This window comes from Weissella fangxianensis (assembly GCF_024718545.1).
Classification (GTDB): Bacteria; Bacillota; Bacilli; order Lactobacillales; family Lactobacillaceae; genus Weissella; species Weissella fangxianensis.
This window is the reverse complement of record NZ_JAMXDB010000006.1, coordinates 56,405-74,100: the sequence shown is the minus strand read 5'-3', so window position 1 is coordinate 74,100 and position 17,696 is coordinate 56,405. Positions and strand designations below refer to the sequence as shown.

The 17,696-nt window shown below is 38.1% G+C and carries 15 protein-coding genes; all 15 read left to right on the top strand.

The window, feature by feature from the left end:
- The first annotated feature begins 644 nt into the window (after positions 1-644).
- The 15 genes from NGR58_RS03235 (at position 645) to polA (ending at position 17,526) form a co-directional block, all read left to right on the top strand.
- Positions 645-1,676, top strand: a complete 1,032-nt coding sequence (locus NGR58_RS03235) for an IS30 family transposase (RefSeq protein ID WP_258088240.1) — start codon at positions 645-647, stop codon at positions 1,674-1,676.
- A 418-nt stretch (positions 1,677-2,094) separates the two neighbouring features.
- Positions 2,095-3,954, top strand: a complete 1,860-nt coding sequence (gene dnaG / locus NGR58_RS03230; RefSeq protein WP_258088239.1) for a DNA primase — start codon at positions 2,095-2,097, stop codon at positions 3,952-3,954.
- A gap of 10 nt (positions 3,955-3,964) precedes the next feature.
- Positions 3,965-5,101 (top strand): RNA polymerase sigma factor RpoD, encoded by a 1,137-nt coding sequence (gene rpoD, locus NGR58_RS03225; RefSeq protein WP_075269699.1) that lies wholly within the window; start codon positions 3,965-3,967, stop codon positions 5,099-5,101.
- A 101-nt stretch (positions 5,102-5,202) separates the two neighbouring features.
- On the top strand, positions 5,203-6,144 hold the full coding sequence (locus tag NGR58_RS03220; RefSeq protein ID WP_258088238.1) for a DMT family transporter: 942 nt from the start codon (positions 5,203-5,205) through the stop codon (positions 6,142-6,144).
- Between the two features lie 19 nt (positions 6,145-6,163).
- Entirely contained in the window at positions 6,164-6,712 is a 549-nt protein-coding gene (locus NGR58_RS03215) for an MFS transporter (RefSeq protein ID WP_258088237.1), read from the top strand.
- A 5-nt stretch (positions 6,713-6,717) separates the two neighbouring features.
- Positions 6,718-7,386, top strand: a complete 669-nt coding sequence (locus tag NGR58_RS03210; RefSeq protein WP_258088242.1) for an MFS transporter — start codon at positions 6,718-6,720, stop codon at positions 7,384-7,386.
- A gap of 107 nt (positions 7,387-7,493) precedes the next feature.
- Positions 7,494-8,225 (top strand): response regulator transcription factor, encoded by a 732-nt coding sequence (locus NGR58_RS03205; protein ID WP_258088236.1) that lies wholly within the window; start codon positions 7,494-7,496, stop codon positions 8,223-8,225.
- Complete coding sequence (locus NGR58_RS03200; RefSeq protein ID WP_258088235.1) at positions 8,225-9,598, top strand: sensor histidine kinase; 1,374 nt, start codon at positions 8,225-8,227, stop codon at positions 9,596-9,598. Before NGR58_RS03205 ends, NGR58_RS03200 begins: the two co-directional genes overlap by 1 nt.
- Before the next feature lie 33 nt (positions 9,599-9,631).
- Positions 9,632-10,267, top strand: coding sequence for a uridine kinase (gene udk, locus NGR58_RS03195; protein ID WP_407077143.1), 636 nt, complete (start codon positions 9,632-9,634; stop codon positions 10,265-10,267).
- A 28-nt stretch (positions 10,268-10,295) separates the two neighbouring features.
- Positions 10,296-11,369, top strand: coding sequence for a glutamyl aminopeptidase (gene pepA, locus NGR58_RS03190; RefSeq protein WP_258088234.1), 1,074 nt, complete (start codon positions 10,296-10,298; stop codon positions 11,367-11,369).
- Between the two features lie 41 nt (positions 11,370-11,410).
- Entirely contained in the window at positions 11,411-12,052 is a 642-nt protein-coding gene (ytpR, locus tag NGR58_RS03185) for a YtpR family tRNA-binding protein (RefSeq protein ID WP_258088233.1), read from the top strand.
- A gap of 15 nt (positions 12,053-12,067) precedes the next feature.
- Positions 12,068-12,421 carry a hypothetical protein gene (locus tag NGR58_RS03180; protein ID WP_258088232.1) on the top strand — a complete coding sequence of 118 codons (354 nt, stop codon included), beginning with the start codon at positions 12,068-12,070 and terminating at the stop codon, positions 12,419-12,421.
- 106 nt (positions 12,422-12,527) lie between these two features.
- Positions 12,528-13,868, top strand: a complete 1,341-nt coding sequence (gene murC, locus NGR58_RS03175; RefSeq protein WP_258088231.1) for a UDP-N-acetylmuramate--L-alanine ligase — start codon at positions 12,528-12,530, stop codon at positions 13,866-13,868.
- Between the two features lie 113 nt (positions 13,869-13,981).
- Entirely contained in the window at positions 13,982-14,701 is a 720-nt protein-coding gene (locus NGR58_RS03170; protein ID WP_258088230.1) for a Bax inhibitor-1/YccA family protein, read from the top strand.
- 125 nt (positions 14,702-14,826) lie between these two features.
- Positions 14,827-17,526, top strand: a complete 2,700-nt coding sequence (gene polA, locus NGR58_RS03165) for a DNA polymerase I (RefSeq protein WP_258088229.1) — start codon at positions 14,827-14,829, stop codon at positions 17,524-17,526.
- Positions 17,527-17,696: the final 170 nt, after the last annotated feature.

Sequence of the window (17,696 nt, the reverse complement as noted above, 5' to 3'; positions counted from 1 at the left end):
GGTTGATGATGTTTTGTTTGAATTCTTTGTCGTAACGAGTTGGCATGTAAAAATTCCTTCCTTTTGAGAGGCGATTTATTCATTATACGCTCTCTTAAAAGTTGTCTCAGGAATCAGCTTACATCCAATCCATTAAAATCATGCTCATGCCACTGATTTTAGCAAAATTTCCAGATTTAAAATCGTCAAAAGCAATATGCTGTGGTAAATAATGAAAGGTAGTTTTATTGTAGGTGAACAGTCATTGTGCTTGGCGCATGACTGTGTGTGGTGACTGATATTTTGTATATTGAATAAAAAAATCATTCTCATTTGCGACGCAAAAATTTATAAATCAAATTATTTGAAAAATTCATCAAAATTTTATAGACTTATATTTGTGGAGTTACTAAAGTTATAGTAATCGACACCAGTATTTTTACTACATGATTATTCTTGAAGGTTTAAGAATAAAGAGTCGACATTTGTCGGCTTTTTTTATTGATTTAGTATCCTTTCAATGTTGAGAAACGCATTCTATGGCCGTTTTTTTAATAACGTTACCAATTATGCATTAATTAAATAATTGTGATACATTCATATCAATAAAATTAAAATATTTTTGTTATTTGGGTAAATAGCTGACCTGTTAAGGAGATAAACGGATGAAATCTTATAAACGCTTAAGTCGCTCTGAACGTTATTACATTTATGTATGGTATTATGAACAAAAGATTAGTTTACGCCAAATTGCCTTACGTTTGCAGCGAACGCCCAAAACAATTTATGATGAAGTGCATCACAATCGGCGGCGACCTGATGTTTCATTAGATAAAATTCCGTATGATCCGGAATATGCTGATTGGTTAGCTGTCCAGAATCGCATTAATCGCAATTATGGTAAACTTCACGCATCAAATGGGGCTTTAAAACGGGTTCAAAAAGCTGTTGAAGAAAAACACTGGACCATTCCGATGATTGCGCACAGTTTGAAAAATGTGCCTTCAGCAACCACTTTATATCGCTATTTAAAAAAAAGAGTACCGGCTCTTTTGAATTATAAAAAACGTAAGTACCATATACGGCCTGTTTCTATGCGCGAAGCGATGCGTTCACATCATGAAAGTGATTTTATGCAAGCGCATAGTATTGACCAACGTCCCCAGGCGATTAATCAACGCCGTAATTTTGGTCACTGGGAAATGGATTGTATTGATTCACCTCAAGGGGTGAAGGCCAGTTTATTGGTATTTTATGAACGTAAAAGTCGCTACATGGAGCTAATGAAATTGGATAGTAAACGCGTGAGTGCCATGCATGATGCCATTGAACAATTTTTAACCCGGCATCCAAATCAAGTGCAGTCAGTCACTACGGACCGTGGTCATGAGTTTACCAACCTTGATGTCATGATGCTATTTGAAAAATGGCAAGTAACTGTTTATTTTACGCATGCGTATAGTCCGGCCGAAAAAGGGGGAATTGAACGTATTAATCGTGACATTCGGCGTTTCTTTCCCAAAGGGCAAAGTCTGACTAAAACCACGTTAGTGGCACTAAGAGCGGTGCAAGACATTATTAACCATTATCCAAAAGCTGTCTTAAATTGGCAAACGCCACAACAGTGTTATCGCCAATTCTTGCAAAGTCAACGGGCACGTCAGAAGAAACGCCAACATCGGTCACAATTAGCTTAATTAAAATTCTAATTTTTACTATTTGAACTTGTATTTTATAGTAATCAATACAAGTCGTTTTAGTGTGTGAGTAAATAATTATATTTTAAAAATTATTGTGACAACCACAACATGGGCAGACAACCAGAGCAAGCAAACCAAAAAAAGATACAAAAATGTAATAAAGCGGTTAAAGGTTGCTGGCAAGGCGTGCACGGCTAGTCGTTAAAAATTTTTTGGGAAAATTGATAGCTAATAACTTGACAATTCCCACAAAAGCCTAGTTTACATAATATGCCTAAGTTAAAATAAGAACGTTGTCATAACAAGACTTATGAGTTTTCATAGGGGTTGACAAGATACTTGCATATTAAATATTCAAGCGTATAATTATAGGAGCTGGAAAAGTTCATTTTGATTGGAACGGAGGTGAAATATTATGGCACGAATTCCGCAGAATCTTGTTGAAGAAATTCGTGAACACGTTAATATTGTTGATGTTGTTTCACCATATGTACAGTTAAAAAAACAAGGACGTAATTTGTTTGGAAAATGTCCATTTCATGAAGAACGGACGCCTTCATTTTCCGTTAATGAAGAGAAACAAATTTTCCATTGTTTTTCATGTGGCCGGGGAGGAAATGCTTTTAGTTTCCTAATGGAGATTGAAAACCTTTCATTTCCTCAGGCTGTTGCCAAAATTGCGCCACAATCTGGTGTTGATTTAGATGAATCGTATCTGGAGAATGACCAAGACGTACAAGTTGATCCAGAAGTAAAGGCACTGCGTGAATTATATGCAGAGGCAACCAAACTTTATCATCATCTATTAGTTAATACTGCTTCAGGTGAAGAGGCGCTGACTTATCTAACTTCTCGTGGGTTGGATGAGAAGACGATTGATGCGTTTATGTTAGGGTATGCACCTGAAGGTAATATTTTATATGATTACTTCCAGACGCAAAAAGTTGATTATCAGTTGTTACGTAAATCTGAATTATTTGTTGAGTGGTCTGATGGTAGTCTCCATGATCGTTTTGCCAATCGTGTCTTATTTACTATCAGGGATAGCACCGGTCATCCTATCGCTTTTTCTGGGAGAAAGTTAACTCAGAATGATGATGAACCGAAGTATATCAATTCCCCTGAAAGTCTGCTATTTAATAAATCTGCAGAGCTATTTAACTTAGATTTAGCCAAGGATACGATTAAAAAGCAAAAACATGTGATTCTATTTGAAGGGTTTATGGATGTTATTGCAGCATTCCAAGCGGGCGTTCAAAATGGTGTTGCCTCGATGGGAACGTCATTAACGACTGAACAAGTGCAACGTTTGTCTCGCATGGCTGATGGCATTAGTATTAGCTATGATTCCGATATGGCAGGGCAAAAAGCAACAAAACGGGCGTTGGATTTAATTACCCAACAAGGACGTTTATCTGCTCAGATTATTCATATTCCTGATAACCAAGACCCTGACGAATATCTACGTTCAAATGACGCAACAGCATTTAATCAAGTATTAGTGCATAATGTTGAGGATCCGGTTACTTTTAATTTGCGATATCTACAGATTGATCGTAATTTAAATAATCAAACTGAGATGTTCGCTTACATTAGTGATGCGCTTACAGTAATTGCGACAGTCAAGGAACCAGTAATACGTGAACAATTTTTACGTCAACTTGCTAATGAATTTGACTTGAGCTATGACGCTTTGCAAGATCAAATTCGGCCACTTTTGCTACAAAAGCAAGCACAGAAGCCATCTACTAATTCGCATCAAGGTGCTCGACAACCGTCTCATCAGCCATCTTTTAATGGTAATCAGATTGTTAAAAGTAATCTAACGCGCGTTGAAAAAGCCGAACAAATACTGTTGGCCTGGATGTTACGTGATAATGATGTTTGGTTGCAAGTTACCAATCAGGCTGACTTTTCTTTTCAGGATGTACCATATGAAACATTATATATGATTGCAATGGCCTATCGTGAAGAACATCAGCAACAACCTATAACGGATATGGCAGCATTTATGGATTATGTTCAAAAACCTGAATTAACTAGAATATTAGCTTCATTAGAAGGTATTGATTCACAGTTATTTGAAGATCGCGAACAAGTATCAGCATACATTCGTGTAATTAGTGATGAAGCGCCTTTAGAGGAAAAAATCCGTCAATTATCACGTGATATTAAAGAAGCTAATCAGTTGCATGACCATGCACGAATTGCACAATTGAGTGTTGAATATATGACTGTTTTAAAACAAAAGCAAACAAAGAATTTAAATAATTAAGGAGTTTACTATGGCTGCAAAGAAAACCGAGGGAAACGCTACTAAGTTTAGTAAAACTGACTTTGATAAAGCGGTTAAGGGTATCATCAAAGAATTTAAAAAGGACAAGCAAATTAAGGAAACTGATTTGCAAAAGGCAGTTGTTAAGCCAATGTCTTTGAATGCTGATCAAATTGATGATTTGTATGATCAAATTGAATCAGCAGGTATTTCTGTTGTTGATGAAAACGGTGAGCCAACTGCTCGTGCACTAGAAAACAAAAAGACCAAGTTGTCTGAAAAAGAATTGAAGCAGGCTGCTGACGCACCAACTGGTATGAAAATCAACGATCCGGTTCGTATGTATCTAAAGGAAATCGGTCGTGTTTCTTTGCTAACTGGAAAAGAAGAAGTTGCATTAGCCGAGAGAATCGAATCTGGTGATGAGACTGCTAAGCAAGAATTAGCAGAAGCTAACTTACGTTTGGTTGTTTCGATTGCTAAGCGATATGTTGGTCGTGGGATGCAATTCCTTGATTTGATCCAAGAAGGAAATATGGGATTGATGAAGGCTGTTGAGAAGTTTGATTACCGTAAAGGATTTAAGTTCTCAACATACGCTACTTGGTGGATTCGTCAAGCAATTACTCGTGCCATCGCTGATCAAGCACGTACAATTCGTATTCCAGTGCACATGGTCGAGACAATTAACAAGTTGATTCGTATTCAACGTAATTTGCTACAAGACTTAGGACGTGAACCAACACCTGAAGAGATTGGTGCAGAAATGGATGTTGCTACTGACAAAGTTCGTGATATCCTAAAAATTGCGCAAGAGCCTGTTTCTTTGGAGACGCCAATCGGTGAAGAGGATGATTCTCACTTAGGAGATTTCATTGAAGATAATGAAGCCGTTTCACCAGCTGATTCAGCAGCTTACCAAATGTTGAAAGAACAACTAGAATCAGTGCTTGATACGCTAACTGATCGTGAAGAGAATGTGTTACGACTACGATTTGGTCTTGAAGACGGACGTACACGCACATTAGAGGAAGTCGGTAAAGTATTCGGGGTAACTCGTGAACGAATTCGCCAAATTGAAGCAAAAGCGTTGCGTAAATTACGCCATCCATCACGTTCAAAGCAACTACGTGATTTCATGGACTAAGGTACAAAACCAACAATTATAGAGTGGTTTAACTATCAAATAGTAGTTAAAGCCACTTTTTTTTACACAAGAACAGTTATTCATCTGAAGGGAGTAGGCTGATGGTATTAATCTACTTAGGAGTAGCATTTTTAGCTGGATTTTTATTAGCTAACCAAAATCCAATCAATTCTGACTTAAGTAAAATTGTGCGATCACCTTTTTTAGCAGCGTCCATCTCCTTTTTGGTAGGGACTTTATTTTTAGGTTTACTAAGTTGGGGGATGACAGGAGACTTGTGGCCCAGTAAACAATTCATTAGTAATCAACCAATGTGGATATGGTTAGGTGGCTTATTAGGTGGTATATATTTAACATCTAATGTTGTATTGTTCCCCAAGCTGGGTGCGATGCAGACAGTGATTCTACCAATTCTTGGACAAATTCTTATGGGTACGATCATTGATACATTTGGATGGTTCCAAGCAGACCTAATCCCACTGACAGGATTACGTTTCATTGGTTTAATTATTCTTACACTAGGGGTTATCTGCGCAGTTGTCCTACCTAGTAAGTTAAACAATAGTGAAGTTATATTAGACAATACTAGAAAAAATAATGCCAAATTATTTTGGCAAATATGGGCAATCATTGCTGGAGCTGTCTCAGCTATCCAACAGGCTATTAATGGTCATTTGGGCACGATACTAAATAATTCTGAACAAGCAGCATTTATTTCATTTTTCACGGGCTTTTTATTAATTATGGTTTTCTCACTAATTGTAGAACGCCGCTTGCCGAAGATTTCTGAGTTAAAAACAACAAAAGTTTGGAACTGGTTCGGTGGCATACTTGGTGGGTCGTTTGTATTAGCAACAGTCCTCACCGTTCCCCAAATAGGTGCCGGACTGACGATCACAATGAGCTTAATCGGCTCAATTACCGGCTCAATGTTAGTACAACAATTTGGTTGGTGGCGCTCGGTTAAGTCATCAATCAGCTTCGTACAAATTCTTGGCGTTATTATTATGGCAGTCGGTGTTGTAATTATTAAATTTCTATAGTTAAAAAGGGGTATGGTGTATGGAAGAACATCAATCTAAATTAGCTAATTTCAGTTTGCCATTATTGGTATCAAACTTTGCCTCAGTTTTTGGTGACGGCGTTTATCGTTTCGGGTTGAACTGGTTCTTGGTGGCAAGCTATGGTAATGCTGAAATTCTTGGCATGTTGACTGGCTTTGGTTTCGTTGTCTATGTTATTAACGATATTTTTGTCGGTTCGATTTTAGACCGTTTTAATCGAAAAAGAGTTTTGCTTGCAGCCGATTTATTAGGAGCCTTAGGTGCTTTGGGATTATCTTTCTTGATTAATCCAGATAAACCACAAATATGGATTTTATTTGTGCTGACGTTTATTTTAAACGTGGATGTCTCGTATTCATATCCAGCAACACGCTCTATCTTACCGGATGTAATCAAGAAAAAATCACTAGCAGGATTTAATGCGTGGGCTAGTGCCTCCTTTTCAACTGGACAAGCGCTAGGTCCGTTAGTTGGTGGCTTATTACTACACTTTGATTGGATTGACTTACGAACATTTCTGCAAATACTGGGTATGATGCATTTGTGACGGTTATGTTTAACCTAGCCATTAAGTATCAACCAGCACCTCGGAAAGAAACACAAATTATTGAGCCATTTTTACAAAGCTTAACGGCGGGCTTCAAGTATGTCCAACAATCGCCAAGGTTATTTGAATCTATGTTATTGACTATTTGGACGAACTTCTTTTTCGAAGGTTTCATTTTAGCCATGCCATATCTTATTCAACACAACTATCATGGCACTGCAACTAGTTATTCAACGGCGCTAACGTTGGCAGCAATTGCAGGAATCTTTGTCAGTCTGCTTTTAGGAAAATTACCACAATATAATACGATGAATTCCATGTACCGAGATTTTTACCTATTAGGTGGGGCCTTTCTGCTGGCAACGTTCTTTAAATATCTCTGGGTATTTATTGTCTTGGTAATTTTATATGGATTTGCCCGTTCAGCTTTTGTCATTAAGATTAATACCGTTCGTCAAGAGGCTAGTGCGCCGGAATACTTAGGTCGTGTATTTGGTATATCTTTCTTTGCAACTGATTTATTCTCACCAATTATTACAATATCGCTAGGCTATGGTGTTGCTATCTTGGGTGAGTGGACGCTTTTCTTATTAGGCACATTACTGATTATGGGTATGTTAGTTATTAAAGTTATAAGTAAGCAACACAAACAGAAATCACTTTTAAATGAATGAGCATTCAGTTATTTAAAAGTAAGGCTTAATACTTAACGTAGGTAAGCAATTAACCTATTTTTCGTGGTAAACTTGTAGTTAATATATATAAATAGGAGTTTTCAGTTATGACAAAAGTTTTGGTCGTTGATGACGAACCATCATTACAAACTCTACTAACATATAACTTAAAAAAATCTGGCTTGGATGTGGTCTCAGCCGAAGATGGTCAGCAAGCACTCGACATTATTCACGAACAAAAAATTGATATTGTTTTATTAGATATTATGTTGCCTGCAAAAAGTGGTGTTGATGTCACTCGTGAATTACGTGCTGAAAAAAATCAAATTCCAATTATTATGCTAACAGCCTTAGATGATGAAATTGATAAGGTCGTTGGCTTAGAGATTGGTGCTGATGATTACGTGACAAAGCCCTTTAGTCCAAGGGAAGTTATTGCCCGTGTTCACGCAGTATTGCGACGCTTTGGCCAAAAAACACAAGCGCCAAAAGAAGAGAGTGTGAAACACAACCAATCATATGGTCGCTTAACGATTGATTTTAATAAAATGGTTGTGCAATTTGACGATGAGATCGTCAAATTAACACCAAAAGAGTATGAGTTATTGGCATACATGGCTGAACGTGAAGGTCGCGTTCTCAGTCGTGAAACGATTTTAGATGGCGTTTGGGGATATGAATTTTCGGGGCCGGATACACGGATGGTCGATATGCACTTATCGCATTTGCGGGATAAAATTGAGTTAGACCCGAAACATCCAATTTATTTAAAAACAGTGCGTGGCTTTGGTTATCGTTTCGACAGTTCACGTAATGAACAAGATTCAGGGGGTGAATGATGAATATTGATGAATTAATCCAATCTGCAAAGCGATTTGTCCTTTTCTGGTTTCTCTATGCAGCCATTATTTGGCTCATCTTGTGGTTAACTTCTCTAACAGGGGATCAGAATGTCACTTTGAAATGGCACGTTTTGATTTTGCTTTCAATGATTTTAGCTGGTGCAACAACGTTGGCTTTAGAAATACAGAGACAACGGCGCGATGCACACCTGACATTGTTTATTGAGAAACTACAAGACTTAGAAACAACGCATACGCATACGGCTCATGTGTTAATGCATCCGGATGATACATTGGCACCATTGGCGGCCGCCATCAATAACGTCCAACATCTGAATAGTCGACGCATTAAAATCATGCAAGAACAGAGCAGTACGATGGAAACATTGATGGATAATATGCCTTTAGGTGTGTTACAAATTACTACTGAACGTAAAATAATTCAAGCAAATGATCAAGCAAGTCAACTGCTTGATGCACAGCAAAATTTAAATGGTCAACACTACGATAATGTCATTAAGTACCATCGTCTGATGGAGCTATTTGAGCAAGCGCTTAAACAAAAAAAGAAATTACGTGAGTTAGTCAAAATAGATGATAAAACAGTGGATGTTTCTGTCGTTTATTATGAAACACGTGAACGTCATTTTGAGTTACTCGTTCTAATGTACGATATGACAGAAGTTATTCAAATGAAGGATATGCAAACAGCGTTTGTTGCTAATGCTTCTCATGAGTTGCGCACACCTTTGACATCAATTGCTGGTTTCACGGAAACACTATTAAATGGTGCACAAGAAGACCCAGCAGATCGACAACAATTTTTGGAAATTATTCAGTCTGAAACAAAGCGCTTGTTGGACTTGACCGATGATATTTTGACATTGGCAAAAGTACCTGAACGAGCAAGTTCACTACAGCAATTCAACATGTCTGAGATGGTTGAAAAAATTTTTAAAGCGAAAGCTGATTTGAAAGATAACCTGAATTTAACACTAAAAAATGAAGTTAATGACACACTGGTCGTTCATCAAAATAAGAGTAATTTTGAACAAATTTTGACAAACTTGATTGGGAACGCTATGAAATATAATCGTCAAGATGGGGCAGTCAAAGTTTCAGCGATGGTTACTGCGAGTGAATTAGCATTTGCCGTTAAGGATACTGGACTGGGCATTCCAAGTGACGAACAGAACCGTATTTTTGAACGGTTTTATCGCGTTGATAAGTCGCGCACAAAATCAATTCCAGGAACTGGCCTAGGTTTGGCAATTGTAAATGATCTAGTTGAACAAGCCCAGGGTAAAATTGAATTAACCAGTCAAGTTGGTGTTGGGACAACAATTACAGTCACACTACCATTACAATAAAAATTATTTAATAAAAAAAGAAAGAGGTTTAGCATGTCTACATCACGCCCTATGGTAATCGGTGTTACAGGAGGATCTGGATCCGGTAAAACAACGGTTAGCCAGGATATTATCAAACGCTTGGCTGGTGAGTCAGTTGTGATGGTGCCGCAAGATGCATACTATCAGGATCAAAGTGAAAAAAGTATGGCTGAACGACGTATGACCAATTATGATCATCCCGATTCATTGGATAATGAACTATTGATTTCACAATTAAAGCAGCTATTAAATCGTGAGCCAATCGAACAACCAACGTATGACTATACTAAACACACCCGGTCTAGTGAAACAATCACGGTAGCACCAGCTGATGTGATTATTTTGGAAGGTGTCCTATTATTTACAGATCAAAAGTTGCGCGATTTGCTAGACATTAAGGTTTACGTTGATACTGATGATGATTTACGCTTTATACGACGTATGCAGCGTGATATTGTTGAACGTGGTCGAACTGTTGATTCTGTAGTTAATCAATACATGGAAACCGTTAAACCGATGTACCACCAGTTTGTGGAGCCTACCAAGCGTTATGCTGATATTATTCTGCCAGAAGGTGGCGCAAATGCGGTTGGTATCGGGATGTTAGAAGCTCAAATTCGAGCTATTTTAAGTCGAAACAAGGCATAAATAAATTCCTAAAGAAAGCGTGAAAATATTGGAAGAACGAATTTGGAATCGTATTGTAAAATACACGGAATTACAAGGGACCTCTGGTCAGGAACATTTCGTTAGACAAGCATTTAGAAAAGATTTGTCACCACTGGTTGATGAGGTCGTTCAAAATGGTTTGGGCGGACTGTATGGTATTCGACATAACCAAGATGCTACGGCACCGCGGATTATGTTTGGTGCCCATATGGATGAAGTTGGTTTTGTAGTCACTCAGGTCACGTCTCGCGGTATGTTAGTCGTTGCCCCAGTGGGTGGCTGGAATCCATATACAGTATCAGCTGAGCGTTTTACACTTTTTACCCGGAATAATGCCTATCCAGTTGTTTCGTCTTCAGTTGCACCGCATTTGTTACGTCAAGGAAATGTGGATGGCACACCTCAAATTCAAGACATTTTGTTTGATGGTGGTTTTACATCTGCTGATGAAGTCGCAGCTTATGATATACATCCAGGTGACTTTATCGTGCCAGATGTGACAACAAAAATGTTGGCTAATGGTAAGCATGTGGTTTCAAAAAGTTGGGATAATCGTTTTGGATTAGTCACCATTTTAAACGCTTTGGAAAACCTGAAAAATAAAACTTTGCCAAATACGCTAATTATGGGTGCCAATACGCAAGAAGAAGTTGGGCTAAGAGGTGTTGGTCCCGCTGTTAATCAACTAAAACCTGACATCTTCTTTGCTTTAGACTCATCAACCGCAGATGATACCCGTTCTGCTGAGGGTCAAGGACAAATGGATCAAGGGGCATTATTACGAGTCTTTGATCCCGGTGTTATTATGCCATTACGACTGAAAGAATTTGTATTAGACACAGCACATGATGCCGGTATTCCGTTACAATACTTTGTTGCTAAAGGTGGTACTGATGCTCATGGTGCACAGTCACAGAATCAAGGTATTCCATCTGTTGCATTAGGTGTCGCATCTCGTTATATACATACCCATCAAACAGTTTGGTCAGTGGCTGATTTTGAAGCTGCCCAAGCGTTGGTGGAAACACTAGCACAAAAACTAGACGCCACAACCGTAAATGATATTATCTATGGCGACTAAACATTTAAAAAACTAAATTAATTAAAAGGAGCACTGACAGTATGCTAATTGCCAGCTATAATCCGGCAGGAATGGGTGATAACCTAATCGTATTAACTAATAATCAAACAGAAAGTTTTCATATTAACCACCAGGGAAATGTGGTTCAGTTTATAACAGATAATAGTGAATTAATTGGCTACAATTTTATCAATATTAGTGAAACGTTAGACTTATCAAATATTTCAGGCCAAGTATTCTTGTCTAAAGAACAAGTTGCTGAATTAAATAAGATGATTGAGAAAGCAGGTTTCGCAGAAAAACTAGTTGTTGATGAAGAGCCAAAGTTTGTGGTGGGATATGTTGAAACGGCAGAACCACATCCAGATTCAGATCATCTTCAAGTGACAACAACAGTGATTGATAATGACCAACGAGTTCAAATTGTTTCAGGATCACCTAACATGAAGCAAGGTATTAAGGTCGTGGTTGCAAAGGTTGGGGCAATGATGCCATCAGGACTTATTATTTGGCCAGGTGAGCTACGTGGGGTTACATCTAATGGTATGATTTCTTCCGGACGTGAATTACGCCTACCAAATGCGCCACAAGTGCCAGGTGCATTAATTTTGCCAGATGACTTTGCACCAGTTGGGACACCATTTGATGCCAACTCTGCCGCTGCCCAATCACTGTTTGAATAAAAAGGTGGTGATTTAATGGCTTTGCAGCGACCAATTGTTTTTTATGAAAATCTTATGCATACCTATGATCAACAGGTTGCAGAATTGTTAGCTGCCAAGACAGAGTATATTTTCTTGGCAACAGATGATGGAGACTTTCCTAAAAAGACAACAAAACAACATGTGACCGTTGAGATTTTAAAGCCTCAGCGATCAAGGAACACAAAGAAGAGTATCACACCAAAGACCAAAAAAGTTGTCGATAAAGTGTCAAAGGTAAACAAGCCTAAATCTATAAAAACCGGATTAGGACTTAGCTTGGATGACATCCTTTCGGAAGAGGAAAGTTCAGCTGCTCGAGATGACAATGGTTACTTTAAGGAGCACTAACTCTTTGAAAACATTTGCTGAAACTATGTCGGCAGATGTTTTTTTCTGATAAGATAGATTTAATAAAATTTAACGAATAATATTTACGTTGGAATGGATGAGAGATATGGACAAAAATCCTAATTATTACTTTATTGGTATTAAAGGCTCAGGAATGAGTGCATTAGCATTGATCTTACATGATCAGGGCTACCAAGTTTCGGGATCAGATATTGATGAATATACATTTACTCAAAAGCCACTTGAGGAAGCAGAAGTTGAAATTTATTCGTTCGATGCCACAAATATTAAGCCAGGCATGACGGTTATTCGTGGTAATTCTTTTGAAGATGACCACGTTGAAGTTGCTGCGGCTTTGGCAATGGCGGATGAATTAACGATTTTAACTTATCCTGATATGGTCGAACAATTAATTACACAGTACACCTCAATTGGGGTTGCTGGTGCGCACGGAAAAACTTCTACGACTGGTTTGCTTTCACACGTGCTATCAGGAATTGCGCCAACATCATACTTAATTGGTGATGGTACTGGTAAAGGTGTGCCTAACGCACGTTTCTTTATTTTCGAAGCTGATGAATATCGTCGCCATTTTGAGGATTACACACCCGATTATGCAATTATGACGAATATCGATTTTGATCATCCAGATTATTACACGGGTATCGACAACGTGCGGAGCGCCTTTGAAGACTTTGGTAATAATGTTAAAAAGGGTATTTTTGCTTGGGGTGATGATGAACAGCTACGCAAGATCAATGTCTCTGTACCGGTCTATTATTATGGTAATAATCCTGAGACTGATGATTTCTATGCAACTAATATTAAGCGTTCAACCAAAGGATCAAGTTTTGATGCTTATTATCATGAAAAATTCCTAGGTAATTTTAAAGTCCCTTTGTTTGGTCAACATGGTGTCTTGAATACTTTAGCTGTTGTTGCCGTATCATACTTTGAAGAGATAGAAACCGCTCTGATTCAAGAAGAATTGTTAACATTTCAAGGGGTAAAAAGACGCTTTACGGAAAAACATATCGGGCCGGTGACAATCATTGATGATTATGCACATCATCCATCAGAAATAACGGCGACGATTGACGCGGCCCGTCAAAAATATCCAGATCGTAAATTGATTGCTGTCTTCCAGCCACATACATTTTCACGTACGATTGCTTATCAAGATGATTTTGCAACAGCGTTGGATTTAGCAGATAATGTTTTCTTAACAGAAATTTTCGCTTCTGCCCGTGAGCAAGCTGGTGAAATCTGTTCTGCTGACTTAGGTAAGAAGATTTCTAAATTTGAAGGGATTGTTTCACCAAATGATGTGGCACCTCTTTTGGAAGATGAAGAAGGGGTGTTCATCTTTATGGGCGCTGGTGATTTACAAATGACTGAATTTGCCTTTGAAACACTATTAGCGAACACACAAACGAATTTACAGTAAAAAAGTTAATTTTTTTGCTAAAAGTTAATTTTTTGGATGAACTTTCTGTTATACTTAGGTTAGTGGGACGGTTCACCGAACCCTTGTCACCATTGACAACGTAGGAGGTACAAATGGATAATTTTCAAAATCAAGAACCACGGATCGTCAATCCGGATGCTAGTGGCTTAAATAACTTTTTCAAAAAAGTTTATTCATACATGGCATTGGCATTGCTTGTCACAGCAGTGACGGCATATTTGGGTACGACATTCTTTGCTGGCCCAATTGTTCGAATTTTTAGTAGCCCAATTTCATCATTGATTATTTTTGGTATCATGATGGGTTTTGTTTGGTTATTTTCAAGTCGGGTATACAAAAATCCGGCCCAAGCATTTGGGATGTTAATGGGATTTGCAGTCCTTAATGGTTTCACATTTACGGTGATTAGCCTCACAGTAAACATGGGGATGATTGCACTAGCATTCTTAACGACAGCTTTTCTATTTGCGGGTATGGCAGCATATGGATACTTCACTAAAAAATCATTAGCTTCATTGTCATCAATTTTATTTGGTTCATTGATTGCTCTGATTATTGGAGGAATTATTAATCTATTCTTCTTTAACAGTGTTGTATACTTCTTCTTATCAATCCTAGGAGTACTTGTTTTTGCTGTTATGACAGCTTATGATATGAATCGCTTAAAGGCATTGTACTATGAACATGGTGAGACGAATGCGCAACTCACCCAAGGAATCGCCGTATCAGGTGCTTTAAACTTGTACATGGACTTCATTAACATGTTCATTTACATTCTTCAATTATTTACGGCCTTCGGTTCACGTGATTAATCATTTAATAGCATTATCTCGTTATAACGAGGTAATGCTTTTTTGTTGAGCTTGTTATCCCTCTTTGAACTCTGATAAACTATTAATAGATAAAAAGGGGTATTGTACCCAGAAACGAGATAAATATGGCAAAACCAACTTTACTTTTAATTGATGGTAATTCTTTGGCTTTTCGTGCGTTTTATGCGTTGATTAACCAAGTCGATCGTTTTGTTAACCACGAAGGTCTACACACAAATGCGCTAGTCGGGTTTAATAATCTGCTAGACGGTATTATTGAGCCTTTTAATCCTGATTTAGCGCTAGTAGCATGGGATGCGGGCAAAACCACTTTCCGTACAGGAAAATTTGATAACTATAAGGGGAACCGTGATAACACACCACAAGAATTGGTCGAACAATTTGAACCATTACGACAAATGGTTTCACTGCATGGTATCAAATCATATGAATTAGCTGACTATGAAGCGGACGATATTATTGGGACAATGGCCCGCCTTGGTGAAGAAAATGGTTATTCAGTGACCATTGTTACTGGTGATCGCGATCTGACACAATTAGTATCTGATGATATAACTGTTTGGGTGACCAAGAAGGGAATTTCAGAAATTGATCACTATACACCGGCACTGATTGCAGAGCTTTACGACGGCCTAGAACCAAAGCAAATTGTGGACATTAAAGGACTGCAGGGGGATACCAGTGATAACTACCCTGGTATTGCAGGAATTGGTCCTAAAACAGCCTTAAAGCTAATTAAAAAGTATCATTCAATTCCTGAAATGTACGATCAAATTGATGACATGAAAGCATCTAAGCAAAAGGAAAAGTTAGTTAACGGTAAGCAAGATGCCTTGCTGTCACGTGACTTGGCTGAGATTTTGACGGATGCGCCTGTGACAATTTCATTATCCGATTTAAAGTATCAGGGTCCTGATTACGAAAATATTATTCCATTCTATCAACATCTAGACTTTAAAGCACAATTAGTTAAGCTTGCCAATCAAGGTTACACAGTGCCAACGAGTGGGCATAACGAAGATGTAGAATTCGATTTGAATAATACAGACTTAGCAGTATCTGAAATTACACCTGCTAGCTTAACCCATGTTTCTCAATTGCAAGGAACTGTGAGCTTTTATCTTGAATTAGATGATGAAAATTATCATACAGCTAATCCAGTTGGCTTTGTTATTGGTAATCAAGAGAATGGTTATTTTGCTAGTCGTGATATGGAACTACTAACACAAAATTCGCCAGTAAAAAAAATTCTTGAAGACCAGACGATTTTGAAAAACGTGTTTAATGCAAAAGAACTATATGTTAGCTTAAAACGACTAGATGTTAACCTGAAGGGTGTTAGTTTCGACTTATTACTCGTTTCGTACTTATTAGATACGAATGATAATAATAATGACTTAGGGGCATTAGCACATGATAATGATTATTATGCTGTCATGACTGATGAAGAGGTTTATGGCAAGGGTGCAAAGTTTGCCATCCCCGAAGCTGACGCAGACTTATTTGAACACCTTGGTCGCAAAGCCATGGCGATTAATTTATTGCGGAAGCCATTATTAGAACGGTTGTCAAAGCATGAGCAAACTAAGTTGTATGAGGAAATCGAGTTACCATTAACCAAAATCTTAGCAGATATGGAGTCAACGGGTATCACTGTTGATTCAGAACAACTATTGCAAATGCGCAGTAAGCTAACTGAGCGGTTGAGTGAACTTGAGCAGAAAATTTATCAACAAGCTGGCCATGAATTTAATGTGCAATCCCCTAAGCAACTTGGGGTCGTTTTGTTTGAAGAAATGAAATACACACCCATTAAGAAAACAAAAACTGGCTATTCGACGAGTGTCGAGGTTCTAGAAAAAATGGGAGATGTCCCAATTGTTGCTTCTATTTTGGCTTATCGACAAGTGGCTAAGATTCAATCAACTTATGTCGAAGGATTGTTGCGTGTGATTCATGGTTCTGATTCAAAGGTGCATACTCGATACTTACAAACCTTAACTCAGACTGGTCGTTTATCTTCAGTTGATCCTAATTTGCAGAATATTCCCGTACGAATTGAAGAGGGACGACAGATCCGTAAAGCCTTTGTGCCAAGTCAAGACGATTGGCAAATTCTTAGTGCTGATTATTCACAAATCGAATTACGTGTTTTGGCGCATATTACGGGTGATAAAAACCTACAAGCTGCATTTATAAATGGTGAAGATATCCACGCAGCGACGGCACGTCGTATTTTTGGTATTAAAGATGACGAACCAGTAGAAGGTAACATTCGCCGCCAAGCGAAAGCCGTTAATTTTGGAATCGTGTATGGTATTTCTGATTTCGGACTTTCAAAAAATATCGGTGTATCACGTAAAGAAGCCAAAGCCATCATTGAAACCTATTTTGACCAATATCCCGATGTTAAAAAGTGGTCAGATGACATTATTGCTTCTGCTCGTGACAAGGGTTATGTTGAGACGATTGCTCATCGTCGTCGTTATCTGCCAGATATCAAGGCAAAAAGATTCAATGCTAGGTCATTTGCAGAGCGTACAGCGATGAATTCACCAATTCAGGGTTCAGCTGCTGACATTATTAAGATTGCGATGATTGAAGTTCAGGACGCTATTGCAAAAGCAGGGCTGCAAGCTCATATGTTATTACAAGTTCATGATGAATTGATTTTTGAAGCACCTGAAAGTGAAATGGCCGACTTGGAAGAGCTCGTGCGAAACGTTATGGACAGTGCCGTAACATTAGACGTACCTTTGTTGGTTTCTTCTCATGTGGGTGCCTCATGGTATGACGCGAAATAAATTAGGATTTATAGATGTTATTCATTTGCTTTTCAAGTGAGTAGCATCTTTTTTTATTGATAATGTCTTATGATACAATTTAGGGGAATTAAAAGACATTGCATCAAATTTAAGTTACAATAGATAATTGAAAACGTTTCCAAGAACGTTGTATTTATTTTAGGGGGATA